At 63.7% G+C, this 16,722-nt stretch carries 14 protein-coding genes and 1 pseudogene; 7 read left to right on the forward strand and 8 right to left on the reverse strand.

What is annotated here, in order from left to right:
• Positions 1 to 37: 37 nt before the first annotated feature.
• Positions 38 to 682 (reverse strand): maleylacetoacetate isomerase, encoded by a 645-nt coding sequence (gene maiA, locus GGD40_RS10700; protein ID WP_179707025.1) that lies wholly within the window; start codon positions 680 to 682, stop codon positions 38 to 40.
• A gap of 25 nt (positions 683 to 707) precedes the next feature.
• Positions 708 to 1,406: a fumarylacetoacetate hydrolase family protein gene (locus tag GGD40_RS10705; RefSeq protein ID WP_105510874.1), complete on the reverse strand. Its 699-nt coding sequence runs from the start codon at positions 1,404 to 1,406 to the stop codon at positions 708 to 710.
• A 239-nt stretch (positions 1,407 to 1,645) separates the two neighbouring features.
• Between GGD40_RS10705 and ybiB the strand changes: the two genes are divergently transcribed.
• Both ybiB and GGD40_RS10715 read left to right on the forward strand, forming a co-directional pair.
• On the forward strand, positions 1,646 to 2,617 hold the full coding sequence (gene ybiB, locus GGD40_RS10710) for a DNA-binding protein YbiB (RefSeq protein WP_179707029.1): 972 nt from the start codon (positions 1,646 to 1,648) through the stop codon (positions 2,615 to 2,617).
• Positions 2,618 to 3,131: 514 nt separating this feature from the next.
• Positions 3,132 to 4,112: pseudogene (locus GGD40_RS10715) on the forward strand (2-isopropylmalate synthase); the annotation flags it as partial.
• A gap of 53 nt (positions 4,113 to 4,165) precedes the next feature.
• Here GGD40_RS10715 and GGD40_RS10720 read toward each other — a convergent pair.
• Together GGD40_RS10720 and GGD40_RS10725 are read right to left on the reverse strand one after the other, a co-directional pair.
• A complete protein-coding gene (locus GGD40_RS10720; protein ID WP_035553611.1) occupies positions 4,166 to 4,549 on the reverse strand; it encodes a nuclear transport factor 2 family protein in 384 nt (127 codons plus the stop codon).
• A 42-nt stretch (positions 4,550 to 4,591) separates the two neighbouring features.
• Positions 4,592 to 5,155, reverse strand: a complete 564-nt coding sequence (locus tag GGD40_RS10725; RefSeq protein WP_179743655.1) for an acyloxyacyl hydrolase — start codon at positions 5,153 to 5,155, stop codon at positions 4,592 to 4,594.
• 363 nt (positions 5,156 to 5,518) lie between these two features.
• Between GGD40_RS10725 and rpoH the strand changes: the two genes are divergently transcribed.
• The 5 genes from rpoH (at position 5,519) to cydX (ending at position 9,955) form a co-directional block, all read left to right on the forward strand.
• On the forward strand, positions 5,519 to 6,454 hold the full coding sequence (gene rpoH / locus GGD40_RS10730) for an RNA polymerase sigma factor RpoH (RefSeq protein ID WP_179743656.1): 936 nt from the start codon (positions 5,519 to 5,521) through the stop codon (positions 6,452 to 6,454).
• 339 nt (positions 6,455 to 6,793) lie between these two features.
• Positions 6,794 to 7,054 carry a cytochrome oxidase putative small subunit CydP gene (gene cydP, locus GGD40_RS10735; protein WP_179707034.1) on the forward strand — a complete coding sequence of 87 codons (261 nt, stop codon included), beginning with the start codon at positions 6,794 to 6,796 and terminating at the stop codon, positions 7,052 to 7,054.
• Positions 7,044 to 8,639 (forward strand): cytochrome ubiquinol oxidase subunit I, encoded by a 1,596-nt coding sequence (locus GGD40_RS10740; protein WP_179707036.1) that lies wholly within the window; start codon positions 7,044 to 7,046, stop codon positions 8,637 to 8,639. The genes cydP and GGD40_RS10740 overlap by 11 nt, the downstream gene beginning before the upstream one ends.
• 35 nt (positions 8,640 to 8,674) lie before the next feature.
• Positions 8,675 to 9,811: a cytochrome d ubiquinol oxidase subunit II gene (cydB, locus tag GGD40_RS10745; RefSeq protein WP_179743657.1), complete on the forward strand. Its 1,137-nt coding sequence runs from the start codon at positions 8,675 to 8,677 to the stop codon at positions 9,809 to 9,811.
• Positions 9,812 to 9,841: 30 nt separating this feature from the next.
• Positions 9,842 to 9,955, forward strand: a complete 114-nt coding sequence (gene cydX, locus GGD40_RS10750) for a cytochrome bd-I oxidase subunit CydX (RefSeq protein WP_179743659.1) — start codon at positions 9,842 to 9,844, stop codon at positions 9,953 to 9,955.
• A 164-nt stretch (positions 9,956 to 10,119) separates the two neighbouring features.
• Here cydX and nagE read toward each other — a convergent pair whose 3' ends face one another.
• The 4 genes from nagE to nagA form a co-directional block, all read right to left on the reverse strand.
• Entirely contained in the window at positions 10,120 to 11,892 is a 1,773-nt protein-coding gene (gene nagE, locus GGD40_RS10755; protein ID WP_179743662.1) for an N-acetylglucosamine-specific PTS transporter subunit IIBC, read from the reverse strand.
• A gap of 99 nt (positions 11,893 to 11,991) precedes the next feature.
• Complete coding sequence (ptsP, locus tag GGD40_RS10760) at positions 11,992 to 14,583, reverse strand: phosphoenolpyruvate--protein phosphotransferase (protein WP_179743663.1); 2,592 nt, start codon at positions 14,581 to 14,583, stop codon at positions 11,992 to 11,994.
• A gap of 11 nt (positions 14,584 to 14,594) precedes the next feature.
• A complete protein-coding gene (locus GGD40_RS10765) occupies positions 14,595 to 15,602 on the reverse strand; it encodes an SIS domain-containing protein (RefSeq protein ID WP_179744924.1) in 1,008 nt (335 codons plus the stop codon).
• The gene (gene nagA / locus GGD40_RS10770; protein WP_179743665.1) at positions 15,595 to 16,698 is read right to left on the reverse strand and encodes an N-acetylglucosamine-6-phosphate deacetylase; all 1,104 of its coding nucleotides are present in this window, start codon (positions 16,696 to 16,698) and stop codon (positions 15,595 to 15,597) included. Before nagA ends, GGD40_RS10765 begins: the two co-directional genes overlap by 8 nt.
• Between the last annotated feature and the right edge of the window lie 24 nt (positions 16,699 to 16,722).

Below are 16,722 nucleotides of genomic sequence, written 5' to 3' on the forward strand. Positions count from 1 at the left end.
CTTCGAGGAGTGCCCTTTTTACCTTCAACCCATCACCTCACTCAGCGTCCGGCTGCGCGCCAGGCGCCGCACGAGCAAACGGATCGAGTTGCATCGCGTGATCGTAGATGCGCTGAATCGTCGGAAACTTTGCCGTGTCGACCTTGAAGCGCTGCGCATTGAACACTTGCGGGATCAGACAGGCGTCCGCGAGCGTCGGCGTGTCGCCGAAACACAGCTTGCCGGTGCGCGGGTCGCCGGCCAGATGCGTCTCCAGCGTCGCGAAACCCGCTTCGACCCAATGCTTGTACCACGCGTCTTTCGCATCTTCATCCACGCATAGCGTGTGCTTCAGATACTTCAGCACGCGCAGATTGTTCAGCGGATGAATCTCGCACGCCACCTGCAACGCCACCGAGCGCACATACGCGCGCTCGGCCGGCGTCCCGGGCAACAACGACGGCTCCGGATGCGTTTCCTCCAGATACTCGATGATCGCGAGCGACTGCGGCATCACCTCATTGCCGTCGACGAAGGTCGGCACGATACCGTCCAGGTTCACCTTGCGATACTCCGGCTTCAACTGCTCGCCGCCATCGCGCACCAGGTGCACCGGCACATAGTCGTACGGCAGGTTCTTCACGTTCAATGCAATGCGCACGCGGTATGACGCCGAGCTGCGGAAATAGCTGTAGAGCTTCATGTTGTCTGTCTCCTCCGGCATGCCCTCAGACCACGCGCACGCTGAACTCGCCGAGTCCGTCCACGCCGCCCTTCATCAGGTCGCCTTGCACCACCGCGCCGACACCTTCCGGCGTGCCGGTGAAAATCAGATCGCCGGTTTGCAGTTCGAACAGCGTCGACAGATAAGCAATCGTCTCGGCCACCGACCAGATCAGTTGCGACACGTCCGAGCTTTGCTTTTCCTCGCCGTTCACCGACAACCAGATCGCGCCCTTACCGACGTGGCCGACGGTCGTCACCGGATGAATCGGGCCCAATGGCGCCGAGTGGTCGAAGCCCTTCGCGGTATCCCACGGACGGCCCAGCTTCTTCGCCTCGGCTTGCAGATCGCGGCGCGTCATGTCGAGACCGAGCGCGTAGCCGTAGACGTGATCGAGCGCGCTGTCAGCCGGAATGTTCTTGCCGCCCTGGCCGATCGCCGCCACCAGTTCCATCTCGAAGTGGACGTTTTTCGACAGCGGCGGGTACGGGAACTCGCCGGTCGTGCCGGGCGCGACGTACAGCACGGCATCGGCCGGCTTGGTGAAGAAGAACGGCGGTTCGCGGTCGGGATCATGTCCCATCTCGCGCGCGTGCGCCTCGTAATTGCGGCCCACACAGTAGATGCGACGCACCGCGAATTGCTCGCTGGATCCCACGACCGGCACCGCGACCTGCGGTGCGGGTGCAAATACGTAACTCATCCCGTTCTCCGTTGCTTGATGTGTACCGCTGCCGTGTGCCGCCGCAGCGGCGCTAAAGCATCGAGTGTAACGCGCGGAAAAGCGCCACGCGCGGCAGTCGGGCAAGCGCGCGCGGCGGCGGCGAATCCGGCGCACGGTCTCGCCGAAGCGTCATAGATGCGATACTCACACCGAACAACGTCCTTTGAATACCGTGACAGCCCGCCCCAGGCGGCAAGCCACCTCGTCCCCCGCGCCCGATGACCGACTCCGCCGACACCGTCACCCCCTTCCCTTGCGCCCGATTCATCAAGGAAATCGGCCGCGGCCCGAACGGCGCCCGCGCGCTGACCGCCGACGACACGCGCTCGCTCTACAGCGCGATGCTCGATGGCCGCGTCGCCGAACTCGAACTCGGCGCGGTGCTGCTCGCGTACCGCGTGAAGGGCGAGACCGCCGATGAACTCGCCGCGATGCTGGCCGGCGCACATGCGTCGTTCGAGCCGATTCATCTGCCGCACGGCGAGTTCCGGCCGGTGTCGATCCCAAGCTACAACGGCGCGCGCAAACAGCCCAACCTGGTGCCGCTGCTCGCGCTGCTGCTGGCGCGCGAAGGCGTGCCCGTGCTGGTGCACGGCGTCACCGAAGATCCGGGCCGCGTGACCAGCGCGGAAATCTTCACGCATCTGCGGATTCCTCACGCGCGCACGCATGCCGATATCGAAGACGGTCTCGCCGAGCGGCGTCTCGCGTTCGCGCCGATCGACGTGCTCGCCCCGAAACTCGCACGCCTGCTCGCGTTGCGGCGGCGCATGGGCGTGCGCAATTCGACCCATACGCTGGTGAAGATCCTGCAACCGTTCGCGCCGGCTGGGCTGCGCCTCGTGAATTACACGCATCCGCCGTACCGGGACAGTCTCACGCAACTGTTCAACACGCATCCCGATGCGGCCGCGGGTGGCGCGCTGCTGGCGCGCGGCACCGAAGGCGAAGCCGTGGCCGACACGCGCCGTCAGGTGCAGGTGGACTGGTTGCACGACGGCGTCTGCGAAACGCGCGTGCCGCACGAGCGCTCGTCGCCGGATGCGCCGGAGGTCGACTTGCCCGAGGCCAAAGACGCGCCGACAACCGCCGCATGGATCGCCGCCGTGTTGCGTGGCGAAGCGCCCGTGCCGAGCGCGATCGAACGGCAAGTCGAGCTGATCGTCGACGTCGCGAGAATGCCGGTTTGATGGACGCTGCGCTCAGTTGCGCGGCCCGCAAAACGGCGCTCGCGTCAGAAAACGCGAGCGCTGCGGGTTGACACGCCGCTGCGCGCTGTCTTAAATTAGCCCCCATGCGTTCCCTTCCGAACACCCTCCGAATTAGCTTCGGCCGCCTAGCGCGGCCCCTATCGCTACGTCTAGCGTAAGTCAGACGTAGCGCTGCGCATTGGCCACCCGCAGGGGTTGCGCCAGGCACAGTCCTCCGGCAGTTCCAGCAGTTCCCGCGTCACCCCAAACCGTAGTTCTTCACAACCTGTAGTCGTTTGCATTCGTCCGTTTACCGTTCGGACGAAGCGCGAGGGTCATATGCACGTTGCATGGGCATCATCCACGTCCGTTTTCGTCGTCACCATGACGCTGTTCGTTCGCGCCCGTTCGTTGGTGCCGCTAGCCACCGGCTGGCGGACCGTGCACCCGTGGCAGTCCGCCAACCGCCCGACGCCACACCCTTTCGCACACGACACAACGAACGAGGCCCGACATGTTGCGCAATCCCGCTGAAAAATACCGTCCGTTCTCCACCGTGCGGCTGACCGGCCGCAAATGGCCAAGCCGCACGATCGACCACGCGCCGGTCTGGATGAGCACCGATCTGCGTGACGGCAATCAGGCGCTGATCGAGCCGATGAACGCCGCGCAGAAGCTCGAATTCTTCGAAATGCTGGTCGCTATCGGCTTCAAGGAGATCGAGGTCGGTTTTCCGTCGGCCTCGCAAACCGACTTCGATTTCGTGCGCAAGCTGATCGAAGAAAAGCGCATTCCCGACGACGTGACCATCGAAGCGTTCGTGCCGTCGCGCGCCGAGTTGATCGCGCGGACTTTCGACGCGCTCGCGGGCGCGCCGCGCGCCATCGTCCATTTGTACAACGCGATCTGTCCGTCGTTCCGGCGCATCGTCTTCAACCAGTCGAAGGCGGAGATCAAGGCGCTGGCCGTGGAAGGCACGCGTGTCATCAAGGAACACGCGCAGGCGCGGCCGGACACGCAGTGGACCTTCCAGTACTCGCCCGAGACCTTCAACACGGCGGAACTGCCGTTCTCCCGCGAGGTTTGCGACGCGGTCGCGCAGACGTGGCGGCCCACGCGTGATCGCAAGATGATCGTCAATCTGCCCGCGAGCGTCGAAGCGGCGACGCCGAACGTGTTCGCCGACCAGATCGAATGGATGCACCGCAATCTCGGCTATCGCGACAGCATCGTGCTGTCAGTGCATCCGCATAACGATCGCGGCACGGCGGTGGCCGCGGCGGAGCTGGCGCTGATGGCGGGCGCGGACCGCGTCGAAGGATGTCTGTTCGGCAACGGCGAGCGCACCGGCAATCTGGACCTCGTCACGCTCGCGATGAACCTCGACGCGCAGGGCGTCGATTCAGGTCTGGATTTCTCGGATATCGATGCGGTGCGGTGTGTCGTGGAGCGCTGCAACCAGCTTCCGGTGCATCAGCGGCATCCGTATGCGGGCGTTGCCGCAATGCAGGTGAAGAGCCAACGAGGCGATAGCGTCACCGCGGAGGCTCACTCGATTGCACAACGGGTCGCCTGCCAGGCGATCAACCGCCATTGCCCGTCTTCCTGCGTATGAATGGCCGTGTAGGCGATCGGAAACAGCAGCGCGCCGTTATTCGCTTCCATCTCGATCAACGCGCGGCCGGTCACGACGCAGGTCTCGCGGCCGACCGGCAGCACCTCTTGCGACTGCACCTCGATCTGCCGGTATCGCCGCCGCCCGGCGGTGATACCGTCGATGAACTGCCGCTTCGTTTCCCGCTTGCCGTTCGTATGGACATAGCTGACGTTATCCGCGAGCAGCGCGTCGAGCGAGGGCCCGTCGCCGTCGACCATCGCACGAAAGCGCTCTCGCTCGAGCCCGCGAATCGCTTCGATCATCTTTGCCACCATCGCTCAGCCCCTCGCACCGGTGAGCCGACGTGGCCACGGTCGTCAGAAGTTATATTGCAGATATAGCTGGTGGAAATTTATACCAGGATTCGGCTCTTTGATACCACCGTTGGAAACATGCTGGAAACGGTAGCCCGCCTGGTACTGCTGGTGGCTGCCGAACTGCAGCCCCACGCCCGCCATGTCGGCGAACTGGAACGCGGTACCGAGCGTGAACTTCTCCGACAATCGCGGACTCGACAGCAGCCGGATGCCCGCGCCCAGTTCGGCGTACGGACGCAGCGACCCGCTTCCCTTGATTAAGCGGATGATCGGCGTTACACCGACTTCGCCGATGTTGTCGTGTACGTTGCCTTCGCTGGTATGCCACCAGGCCACGTGCGCTTCGCCGATCAGCGAGAAATGCCAGTCGCCGATCTGCCACCAGGTCAGATTCGGATCCCACACGAAACCAAGATCGAGCTTTTTGACGTGCCGGTCGCCGAGACCGCCGGCGATCTGCACGCCGAACGGGTCGGCCGAAGCCGCCGCCGAAGCGCCGATCAACAACGCCGCACACGTGGCTTTTAGCGCCAGACCACGCAACACATCGTTCTTATTGTTCATCTAACACCCGAACTCCGCCGAACGTTAAAGAATCTGTAACCGTTCCCTTATTCTAAAGACAAAGTCAGATCGATGGATCGTATGAAGAAACCTAAGTTTTCGCAATTAGTCACTTCAAAATCAGCAAAAGTCGGTCACTTATAATAGTGAAGGAGAATTGTCAGGTAAATTGTACGACTCGAGCATAGCCTGCGCGGGGAGCGTATCATGGCTATTGAAATCCAAATTTCAATAGGAATTTACGGAACTTGGATGTCCCTACGGCCTCTAAGTATTAGCACTCGGGAAATCAGAGTGCTAACATCCAACGCTGGAGTCGTTTACCTGAATACGCTTTTGTCTGATTCCAAAGGAGTTTTCCACGTGAGCCATGCAATGACCCTTCCGAGTACTCTGAGCCCGTCGGCGGCTAAGGCCGCTTCGGCAGGTGCACTGGCGCTCTCGCATTCCTCGCTGCTGCCCGGTCAACTGGGCAATATCGACGCCTACATCCAGGCCGTTAATCGGATTCCGATGCTGACGCCGGCGGAAGAACGCCAGTTCGCCACCGAATTTCGCGAGCAGGACAACCTCGAGTCCGCGCGCCGTATGGTGCTGTCGCACTTGCGGTTGGTCGTGTCGATCGCGCGCAACTATCTCGGTTATGGCCTGCCGCACGCCGATCTGATCCAGGAAGGCAATATCGGCCTGATGAAGGCCGTGAAGCGCTTCGACCCGGAGCAGAACGTACGCCTCGTGTCGTACGCCATGCACTGGATCAAGGCTGAGATCCACGAATACATTCTGCGCAACTGGCGGATGGTGAAGGTCGCCACCACCAAGGCGCAACGCAAGCTGTTCTTCAACCTGCGCAGCCACAAGCAGGGGCTGGGCGCGTTCACGCCGGACCAGATCGACGATCTGGCCAAAGAGCTGAACGTGAAGCGCGAAGAAGTCTCCGAAATGGAAACGCGTTTGTCGGGCGGCGATATCGCGCTCGAAGGCCAGGTGGAAGACGGTGAAGAAGCGTACGCGCCGATCGCCTATCTGGCCGACTCGCATAGCGAACCGACCGCCGTGCTGGCTTCGCGCCAACGCGACAAGATGCAAAGCGACGGTATCGCGAGCGCACTGAACGCGCTGGACGCCCGCAGCCGCCGCATTATCGAAGCACGTTGGCTGAAGGTGGAAGACGACGGTTCGGGCGGCTCGACGCTGCACGAACTCGCCGACGAATTCGGCGTGTCGGCGGAACGGATTCGCCAGATCGAAGCCAGCGCCATGAAGAAGATGCGCGGCACGCTGACCGAATATGCGTAAAGCTTAAAACCTTCGCAACAACGCACACCGCCAGGCCAACGCCAACTGGCCGCAAAGCCCCGCCCTCGCAAGACGGCGGGGCTTTTTTTCGTCCGCGCGGCGAAGCCTTCGCCGCGCTCCAACCCGCTCGTGGCCTTGCCTACCCGGCATACGTTTTCTTGACGTATCACAAACCAGACAGCAATACTGTTCAGACGGGGCGAGCGTAGCGACCCAATGCCGCAGCGCTGAAATGATGCGCATAGGGTTCTGCTCCTAGAATCGGGATGCACTCGCCAGACCGCTCAAGCGGCCTGGATCCAGCCGGACACACCGGCGAGAAGTCGCCTTCGACCGATCATGACCATAGCCCTCAAACGCAACAACCGCCCCCGCTCGAACCTGCGCAAACGGTTCGACCGCTGGGTGCGCGGTCCGACGTTGGCGCGGGACATCGCCATCGTCCTTGCCATCAAATTTGCCCTGCTGATGGCGCTCAAATACGCATTTTTCAATCATCCGCAGGCGGAGCACATGTCGCTGCCGCCTGAACAGGTCGCGCAGGCGCTGTTGTCCGTGCCGGCCTCCCATCCGTCCCAAGGTGATCAACATGCCCGTTAGCGAAGTCGTAGAACTATCGCGCCTCCAGTTCGCCATCACGGCGCTTTATCACTTTCTGTTCGTGCCACTCACGCTCGGCCTGTCGTGGCTGCTCGTCATCATGGAATCCGTCTATGTGATGACCGGCAAGCAGATCTACAAGGACATGACCCAGTTCTGGGGCAAGCTGTTCGGGATCAACTTCGCGATGGGTGTGACCACCGGGCTCACGCTGGAATTCCAGTTCGGCACCAACTGGTCGTACTACTCGCACTACGTCGGCGATATTTTCGGTGTGCCGCTCGCCGTTGAAGGCTTGATGGCGTTCTTCCTGGAATCGACCTTCGTGGGTCTGTTCTTCTTCGGCTGGAACCGGCTCTCGAAAGTGCAGCACGTGATGGTCACGTTCCTCGTCGCGCTCGGCTCGAATCTGTCCGCGCTGTGGATTCTGGTGGCCAACGGCTGGATGAACAATCCGGTCGGCGCCACCTTCAACTACCAGACCATGCGGATGGAGCTCGACAGTATTTTCTCCGTGCTGTTCAACCCGGTCGCGCAGGTGAAGTTCGTGCATACCGTGTCGGCCGGTTATGTGACGGCGTCGATGTTCGTGCTTGGCGTGTCGTCGTGGTATCTGCTCAAGCGCCGCGACACCGAATTCGCGCTGCGCTCGTTCGCGATTGCCGCCGGCTTCGGTCTGGCGTCGACGCTGTGCGTGATCGTGCTCGGTGACGAGTCCGGCTATCGCACCGGTGAAGTCCAGCAAGTGAAACTGGCCGCGATCGAATCCGAATGGGAAACCGCGCCGGCGCCGGCACCGTTCACGATCATCGGTATTCCGAATCAGAAGGAAGAGCGCACGGACTACGCGATCCGGATTCCGTACGCGCTCGGCCTGATCGCCACCCGCTCGGTCGATGAACCCGTGGTCGGCCTGAAAGACCTGATGGCGCAAAACGAAGTGCGCATCAAGAACGGCATGCTGGCCTACGCCGCGCTGCAGAAGCTCAAGCAGGGCGACGCCACCGACGAAGCCAAAGCCGCCTTCGACGCCCACAAGAAAGACCTCGGCTACGGCCTGATGCTCAAGCAGTTCACCGCGAACGTCACCGACGCCACGCCGGACCAGATCGTCCAGGCGGCGAAGAAGACGATTCCGCCGGTCGCTCCCGTGTTCTTCTCGTTCCGCCTGATGGTCGGCCTCGGCATCCTGTTCCTCGCGACCTTCGTGACGGCGTTCTGGTTCTGCGCGCAACGCTCGCTGCTGCTGGAAAAGCGTCGCTGGTTCCTGCGCTGGGCGGTGTGGGCGATTCCGTTGCCGTGGCTCGCGGCCGAGTTCGGCTGGATCGTGGCTGAAGTGGGCCGTCAACCGTGGACCATTGCCGGCATCTTGCCGACCAGCCTCTCCGCGTCGAGCCTGACGCCGACCGATCTGTATCTGAGCATCGGCGGCTTCGTGGTGTTCTACACGGTGTTGTTCATCATCGAAATCATGCTGATGTTCAAGTACGCGCGCCTGGGGCCGTCGTCGCTGCATACGGGCCGCTACCACCACGAACTGGAACAGCCGCTGAATCAGCCGCTGCCGACCAACACGGCCGCCTGATGCGCCGCCACTGAGCATCAAGGGAAAAGATCATCATGGATTACGCAACCCTCAAACTGATCTGGTGGGTGCTGATCGGCGTGCTGCTGATCGGCTTCGCGCTCACCGACGGCTTCGACATGGGCGCGGCGATTCTGCTGCCGTTCATCGCGAAAACGGACACCGAGCGACGCATTGTCGTGAACACGGTCGGCGCGACGTGGGAAGGCAACCAGGTGTGGTTCATCACGGCCGGCGGCGCGATGTTCGCGGCGTGGCCGCTGGTGTACGCGGCCTCGTTCTCGGGCTTCTACTTCGCGATGTTGCTGGTGCTGTTCTCGCTGTTCTTCCGGCCGGTCGGCTTCGACTACCGCAGCAAACGCGAAGACCCGCGCTGGCGCAGCGCGTGGGACTGGGCGTTGTTCGTCGGCGGCTTCGTGCCTTCGCTGGTAATCGGCGTCGCGTTCGGCAACCTGCTGCAAGGCGTGCCGTTCTCGTTCGATACCGACCTGCGCGTCACCTATCACGGCGGCTTCTTCGCGCTGCTCAATCCGTTCGCGGTGTTGTGCGGGCTGGTGAGCGTGTCGATGCTGGCGGCGCACGGCGCGGCCTTCGTGAAGATGAAGTCGGACGGCGTGGTGGCCGAGCGGGCCTCGCTCGCGCTGCGGATCGCGTCGCTGGTGGGCGTGGTGCTGTTCCTGATTGCCGGTGTGCTGATCGCGACGGTGATCGGCGGCTATCAGGTGATCGACGCCCCGCCGCTCGATTCAGTCGCCAATCCGCTGATGAAGAACGTGATCGGCGCGCCTGGGCTGTGGCTCACCAACTACGCGAACTATCCGTGGATGGTGGCCGCGCCGGTGGCGGGCCTGGTGGGCGGTGTGCTGGCGTTGCTGCTGGCACGCTCGCGGTTCGAGAAAAGCGCGTTTCTGTCGACCTCGCTGATGATCATCGGCGTGATTCTGACGGCGGGCTTTTCGATGTTCCCGTTCATCATGCCGTCGTCGCTCGACGGTCGCAGCAGCCTCACCGTGTGGGATTCGACGTCGAGCCGCATGACGCTGCAGATCATGCTGGTGGCCGTCATCATCTTCCTGCCGCTGATCCTGATTTACACCAGTTGGGTGTATCGCGTGATGCGCGGCAAGGTGACCGCCGCCGCGCTCGAAGAAAACCAGCATTCGATGTATTGAACGGCATTACGCTTTTAACAGGAGTTTGTGATGTGGTATTTCAGTTGGCTGCTTGGGATCGGCGTGGCGTTGGCGTTCGGCATCATCAATGTGATGTGGCTGGAGTCGCGCACGCCGGTGGAAGCTAAGGTGAAGACGCGCTGAGGCGATGTGGACCGGCTGCGATGAAGCCGGTCGGTTAACGCAAAAACGGCACCTTGAATCAAGGTGCCGTTTTTTATTGCTGCGTGCTGCGTCGGCTTGAGTAGAGACGGCGCGAGCCGCCCCACTCCGTTACGACGCAGTCACGCCATCACACGATCACAGCATCACGCCGGCAAAGGCGAAGCAGCGCCGCCATTTGACGACATACGCGTCGCCAGCACCGCCGCGTAGCGCTGCGCCGAATCGCCCACGACGATATGGAACGTATCCGCCGAGATCCACGCCGTATCGAGCGTAGCAAGCCGCTGACGATCCACCGCCGACGGATCGCGCACGACCACACGCAAACGCGTCGCCGCGACCGCGTCCAGCGACACCACGTTGCCCGCGCCGCCGAACACGGCGAGCCAGCGCAGCGGATCCGGATCGAGCGGACCACCGTGCCCACCCGCAACCGCCACCGGCGCAGCAACAGCAGCAGCCGGCGCAACACTCGCCGCCTTCACCGTCTCACCACCACCTTGCGCGATCACCGTACGAATTTCATCCGCGATGATGTCCGCTTCCGGCCCGATGATCACCTGCACATTGCCCGAACCGCGCTTGAGCACGCCACGCGCGCCGATCGTCTTCAGATCGTTCTCAGAGACCAGATTCGAATCGACCACCGACAAACGCAAACGCGTCGTGCAGGCATCCACGTTCGACAGATTCGCCGCGCCACCCAGCGCCGCGATATACCGCTGCGCACGCGGCACTGCCGCACCGGCCACCGGCGAAACGAAACCACCGGCCTCGAACGATCCGACCTGCTCATCCACGGCAGCGGGTTCGCGACCCGGCGTCGCCATGTTGAACTTGCGGATGAAGAAGCGGAACAGCCCGTAATACACGACCGAATACACGATACCGATCGGAATCGCCATCCAGCCCTTCGTTGACAGGCCGTAGTTCAGCACGTAGTCGATCGCGCCGGCCGAGAACGTGAAGCCGAGGTGAATGCCGAGCGCCGAGCAGATCGCAAGCGACAAGCCGGTCAACAGCGCGTGAATCACGTACAGCACCGGTGCCAGGAACATGAAGCTGAATTCGATCGGCTCGGTCACGCCCGTCAGGAACGAGGTCAGCGCCATCGAGAACAGCAAGCCGCCAACCATCGCACGGCGTTCCTTCGGTGCTTCATGGAACATCGCCAGACAGGCGGCCGGCAGACCGAACATCATGACCGGGAAGAAGCCCGTCATGAACGTACCGGCCGTCGGATCGCCGGCGAAGAAGCGATGCAGGTCGCCAGTCACCGCAACGCCGCCCGGCGGCGTGAACGTGCCGAACACGAACCACGTCAGCGAATTGAGAATGTGATGCAGACCCGTGACGAGCAGCAGACGGTTCAGCACGCCGAACACGAACGCGCCGAGCGCACCCGCGGTGGTCAGCCAATGGCCGGCCGTATCGATCACGGCTTGCACCGGTTGCCACACGTACCCGAACGCTATGCCGAGCACCAGGCAGACCAGCCCCGTGACAATCGGCACGAAGCGTTTCCCTCCGAAGAACGCGAGGTAATCGGGCAGCTTGATGTCCTTGTACTTGTTGTACAACAAGCCCGCGACAACACCCGCGATAATCCCCGACAACACGCCCATGTTGAGCTTGTCGTTGATGTCCTTCATCACCGCGACTTCGATCAGATAACCGATCGCGCCCGCGAGACCCGCCACGCCGTTGTTATCTTTCGCGAAACCGACCGCCACACCGATCGCGAACAGCAGCGGCAGGTTGTCGAAAATCGCGCCGCCGGCGTCGGCGATCATCTTGATGTTGAACACATCGGGTTGGCCGAGGCGCAGCAGCAAGCCGGCAACCGGCAGCACCGCAATCGGCAGCATCAGCGCGCGTCCCAGGCGCTGAATCTTCAGAAACGGATTCCCATCCATCGATACCTCCAATCCTTAGTCTCGTGGTCGACTGTTTGTCGTTGAATTTTCTAGCTTCACGTCATCGTTGTGCGAAGCCGGCTGCGGACTGTGGGGTGCTCAGTCCAGCGGCCAGGTTTCGCGGCTTACTGCTCTTACCGCCTGTGCCGATTCGAGCGCCAAGGCATCCTGGGCGCGCTGGCGACACAACTGATAATCGAGATTGCGCACGCGCGCTTTGATGCCCGGCACCGATACCGGATCGACCGACAGCTCGGTCACGCCGAGGCCGACGAGCAGCGGCATCGCCACCGGATCGCCTGCCAGCGCGCCGCACACGCCGACCCATTTGCCGTGCTTGGCCGCGCCCTGCACGGTGGCCGCGATCAGGCGCAACACGGCCGGATGCAAGCCGTCGGCTTGCGCGGCGAGGTCGGCCTGGCAGCGGTCCATTGCGAGCGTGTATTGCGTCAGATCGTTGGTGCCGATCGACAGAAAGTCCGCGTACTGCGACAACTGATCGGCCAGCAAGGCCGCCGACGGCACTTCGATCATCACGCCGACTTCGATCGGTTCCGTGCGGCCCAACTCGCGGGCGAATTCGTCGATGCGTTTGCGGATGCGGATCAACTCGCCGGCGTCGGTCACCATCGGCAGCAAAATGCGTACGGCGCCGAGCGGCTGCACGGCCAGCAGACCGCGCAACTGATCGTCGAGCAGATCCGGGCGCACTTGCGCGAGGCGAATGCCGCGCAGGCCGAGCGCCGGATTCGGTTCGGGCGGCAGCGTCAGGTAATCGACTTCCTTGTCGGCGCCGACGTCGAGCGTGCGGATGATCGCGGTGCGGCCGCTCAATGCGTCGACGATCGACTGATAGCTCTGCCGATGTTCGTCCGTGGTCGGTGCCGACGCGCGGTGAATGAACAGCAGTTCGGTGCGCAACAGGCCGACGGAATCGGCGCCGTTGTCGACAGCGATTTTGGCGTCGTCGAGCGTGGCGATGTTCGCGGCCACTTCGATCGCGCGGCCGTCGGCGGTCACGGCGGCTTGCTGCGATGTGCGGCGGTTCACTTCGCGCACGTTGGCAAGGCGGCTGCGTTCCGTGCGCGCGCGTTCCACATCGACTTCGGTCGGCGCGAACTCCAGGCGGCCGGTGGTCGCGTTCACCACGACTTGCGTGCCGTCGGGAATCGCGTGCAATGCATCGCCGACGGCAACCAGCGCGGGAATCCCGGCCTGCCGCGCCAGAATCGCCGCGTGCGAGGTCGCACCGCCGCGCGCCATCACCAGCGCAGTGACGCGCGAGCGATCCAGCGTCGACAGATCCGACGGCGTGAATTCTTCCGCCGCGAGCACGGCTTCTTCCGGCAACACACGCGCTGCAGCGTTCGTATAACCCAGCGCGCGCAGCACGCGTTTTTCGATATCGCGCAGATCGGCGGCACGTTCGGCGAGCAACGCGTCTTCGATATTCGACAGGATCGCAATCTGTGCGCGGATCGCGTCGCGCCACGCAAAACCGGCGCTCTTGCCGAGGCTGATCAGGTCGCGCGCCGCGTCGAGCAGCGTCGGATCTTCGAGCAACACGCGATGCACCGCGAAAATCCCCGCTTCTCCGACCGCGCCGCGTTGCGACGCATCGCGCACGGTCGTGCCGAGGTCCGCGTCGACGGTGGCAATCGCCTTGTCGAGCAGACGGCTTTCCGCCGCCGACGTGCCGTTCGCCTTCTCCGGCGGATCGATGTCCGCGTCGTCCCAGCGCACCAGCTTGCCGACCGCGACGCCCGGCGCCGCGCACACGCCCGCGAGCGTATTCGGCGCGAGCGCTTCACCTGCCGGATGCGCCACCGCTTGCGGCGCGGGCGAGCTTTGACGGGCCGGCTTTTCTTCGACTTCACCGTGCGCTTCACGCGTCAATTCATGGGCGATCGCTTCGATTGCGGCTTTGGCTTGCGGGCCGACGCCGAGCAACTCGACGGTCGCGCCTTCGCCCGCACCCAGCCCGAGCAAACCGACCACGCTTTCGATCGCCGCCTTGCGCCCTTCGTAACGCACTTCGACGCGCGCGTCGAAACCACGCGCCGCTTCGCGGGCACGTGCCGCCGGACGTGCATGCAGACCACCGGCGTGAACCAGCGTGACCCGCTGACGCGCTTCTTCCGTCACGTTCGTAGCGCTCGCCTGGCGGGATGCTTCGGCGACTGCGCCGTCGCGGGCACGCAGCACCAGCAGCGGCGTTTCACCGGCCTTCAGCATGCCGCCTTCCACACGTTCGACGATTTCGAACGCGTCCGAATTGGCAATCGCGATCACCGACACCAGGCTCGGCGCGTTCAGCGCGACCTGGTCCTGATCGAACTCGATCAGGATGTCGCCGGCACGCACATGCGCGCCTTGCGCGACCATCGGCGCAAAACCCTTGCCGTTCAGTTCGACTGTGTCGATACCGATATGCAGCAGGATCTCCGCGCCTTCGGCGGTGGCCAGCGTGACCGCATGACCCGTGCGCGCGAGATGGGTGACGGTGCCGTCGCACGGCGCGACGAGTCGGCCCTCGAGCGGATCGATGCCGATGCCGTCGCCGAACATGCCGCCCGAAAACACAGGGTCGGGCACCTTCGCCAGCGGCACGACCGGACCGGTCATCGGCGCGAGCAAAACAATATGGCCAGCAGTGGGGCTCATCAAGCGGGACTCCTCGACACGTCGCATCTGATTTCTCGTCAGTGAGTTTCGGTGACTTTGTTGAGATGGCGCGGCGCATCGGGATTGCGCCCGCGCGCGGCGGCAAGGCCGGCGGCCATCACGTAAAAGGACAGGATCGCGGCGATCGGATCGAGCGCCGCATGAGCGGTGGTCGCGAGCGGCAGCGTGGCTTCGGCCACGTCGGACGGCGCGGCGAGCAGCACGTTGGCGCCGCGCGCGCGCATGTCGCGGGCGAGTTGCAGCAGGCCGGCCTGTTCCGGGCCGCGCGGCGCGAAGACCAGCAGCGGATAGTCGCGGTCGATCAATTCCATCGGACCATGACGCACTTCCGCGCTCGAAAACGCTTCGGCCTGAATGCCGGAGGTTTCCTTCAGTTTCAACGCGGCTTCCTGCGCGATCGCGAGACCCAGACCACGGCCGATCACGATCATGCGTTCGACGCCGCGCAATTCGTCGACGGCCTTCGACCAGTCGAGCGTGCCCGCCGTTTGCAGCGCGTCAGGCAGCGTGTTCAACGCGGCGAGCAGGTCGGCGTCTTGTTGCCAATGCGCGACCAGTTGCGCGGAGATCGATAGCATCGCGATATAGCTTTTGGTGGCCGCAACGCTCAATTCGGGACCGGCGACGAGCGGCAGATGCCATTCGCACGCATCGGCCAACGGCGAGCTGGGCGCATTCACTGCGGCGACGGTCAGCGCGCCGGCTTCGCGGAGCGCTTGCATCGTGCCGACCAGATCCGGGCTCTTGCCCGATTGCGAGAACGCCAGCGCGAGCTGATCGCGCACTTGCAGCGGCGCTTGCTGGAGCGTCGCGACCGACATGGGCAGCGACGCGACCGGCACGCCGAGGCGGCTCATCGTCAGACTGGCGAAATAGCTCGCCGCGTGGTCCGAGCTGCCGCGCGCGACGGTGAGCGCGACATGGCGCGGCTGCTGCGCGAGCTTCGTGGCCAAAGCCTCCACGCGCGAGGTATCCGTGAGTTGCGCGGCGACCGTTTCAGCGGACGCCAACGCCTCTTTAAGCATATTCGACAATTGCTTCTCCTTCGACGTAAGTCGCGGTCAACGCCAGTTCACGATCGAACACGACCACATCGGCCCACGCGCCGCGCGCGATGCGGCCGCGGTCTTCGATGCCGAGATAGTCGGCGGCGTAGCGCGACAAACGGTTTGATACATCGGCGATCGGCAGGCCGATCGAGACGAGATTGCGCAGCGCCTGATCCATGGTCAGCGTGCTGCCCGCGAGCGTGCCGTCGGCAAGGCGCACGCCGCCGAGGCACTTGGTGACGTGCTGGCTGCCGAGGCGGTATTCGCCGTCCGGCATGCCGGTGGCCGAGGTGCTGTCCGTCACCACATACAGACGCGGAATCGCGCGCAACGCGGCGCGGATCGCGCCCGGATGCACGTGCAGCAGATCAGGAATGATTTCGGCGAATTCGGCGTGCGCGAGCGCGGCGCCGACAAGGCCGGGATTGCGGTGATGCAGCGGCGACATCGCGTTGAACAGATGCGTGAAGCCGCAGGCACCGTGCTTGAGCGCGGCGACGGCGTCGTCGTAGGTGCCGAGCGAATGGCCGAGCTGCACGCGCACGCCGCGCGCCGCCATCGCGGAGATGATCTCCATGTGGCCGGCAATTTCCGGCGCCAGCGTGACCACGCGAATCGGCGCGATCGACAGATACTTCAGCACTTCCTCCATCACCGCGGAGACCGCGGCGTCCGGTTGCGCGCCGAGTTTGCCGGGGTTGATGTACGGCCCTTCCAGATGCACGCCGAGCACGCGCGCGCCGCCTGGCGTACGGATTCGCGCGACGTCGCCGAGACCGGCGACCACGGCCATCAGTTCGTCACGCGGCGCGGTCATGGTCGTAGCCAGCAGGCTGGTGGTGCCGTAGCGCGCATGCGTGCGGGTGATCGTCTCGATCGCGTCGCCGGCTTCCATCACGTCGGAACCGCCGCCGCCATGCACGTGCAGATCGATGAAGCCGGGCAGGATGTACGGCGCGTCGTTCGTCGACGGATCGGCGCGAACGCCGGTCAGTCCCGTGATGCGGCCGTTTTCGTATTCGAGCGTGCCGTGAATCCACCCATCGGTGGTGAGTATGTTTCCGGTCAGCATGAGTCTCTCTGGTCAGGCGTAATA

The organism is Paraburkholderia bryophila, assembly GCF_013409255.1.
Taxonomy (GTDB): domain Bacteria; phylum Pseudomonadota; class Gammaproteobacteria; order Burkholderiales; family Burkholderiaceae; genus Paraburkholderia.

Bases quoted from the DNA above. Each gene is read 5' to 3' on its own strand.
- nagA (WP_179743665.1), bottom strand. From the start codon at position 16,698: ATGCTGACCGGAAACATACTCACCACCGATGGGTGGATTCACGGCACG.
- GGD40_RS10705 (WP_105510874.1), bottom strand. From the start codon at position 1,406: ATGAGTTACGTATTTGCACCCGCACCGCAGGTCGCGGTGCCGGTCGTG.
- GGD40_RS10765 (WP_179744924.1), bottom strand. From the start codon at position 15,602: ATGCTTAAAGAGGCGTTGGCGTCCGCTGAAACGGTCGCCGCGCAACTC.
- GGD40_RS10720 (WP_035553611.1), bottom strand. From the start codon at position 4,549: ATGGTGGCAAAGATGATCGAAGCGATTCGCGGGCTCGAGCGAGAGCGC.
- cydB (WP_179743657.1), top strand. From the start codon at position 8,675: ATGGATTACGCAACCCTCAAACTGATCTGGTGGGTGCTGATCGGCGTG.
- nagE (WP_179743662.1), bottom strand. From the start codon at position 11,892: ATGGATGGGAATCCGTTTCTGAAGATTCAGCGCCTGGGACGCGCGCTG.
- GGD40_RS10725 (WP_179743655.1), bottom strand. From the start codon at position 5,155: ATGAACAATAAGAACGATGTGTTGCGTGGTCTGGCGCTAAAAGCCACG.
- ybiB (WP_179707029.1), top strand. From the start codon at position 1,646: ATGACCGACTCCGCCGACACCGTCACCCCCTTCCCTTGCGCCCGATTC.
- maiA (WP_179707025.1), bottom strand. From the start codon at position 682: ATGAAGCTCTACAGCTATTTCCGCAGCTCGGCGTCATACCGCGTGCGC.
- GGD40_RS10740 (WP_179707036.1), top strand. From the start codon at position 7,044: ATGCCCGTTAGCGAAGTCGTAGAACTATCGCGCCTCCAGTTCGCCATC.
- cydP (WP_179707034.1), top strand. From the start codon at position 6,794: ATGACCATAGCCCTCAAACGCAACAACCGCCCCCGCTCGAACCTGCGC.
- ptsP (WP_179743663.1), bottom strand. From the start codon at position 14,583: ATGCGACGTGTCGAGGAGTCCCGCTTGATGAGCCCCACTGCTGGCCAT.
- cydX (WP_179743659.1), top strand. From the start codon at position 9,842: ATGTGGTATTTCAGTTGGCTGCTTGGGATCGGCGTGGCGTTGGCGTTC.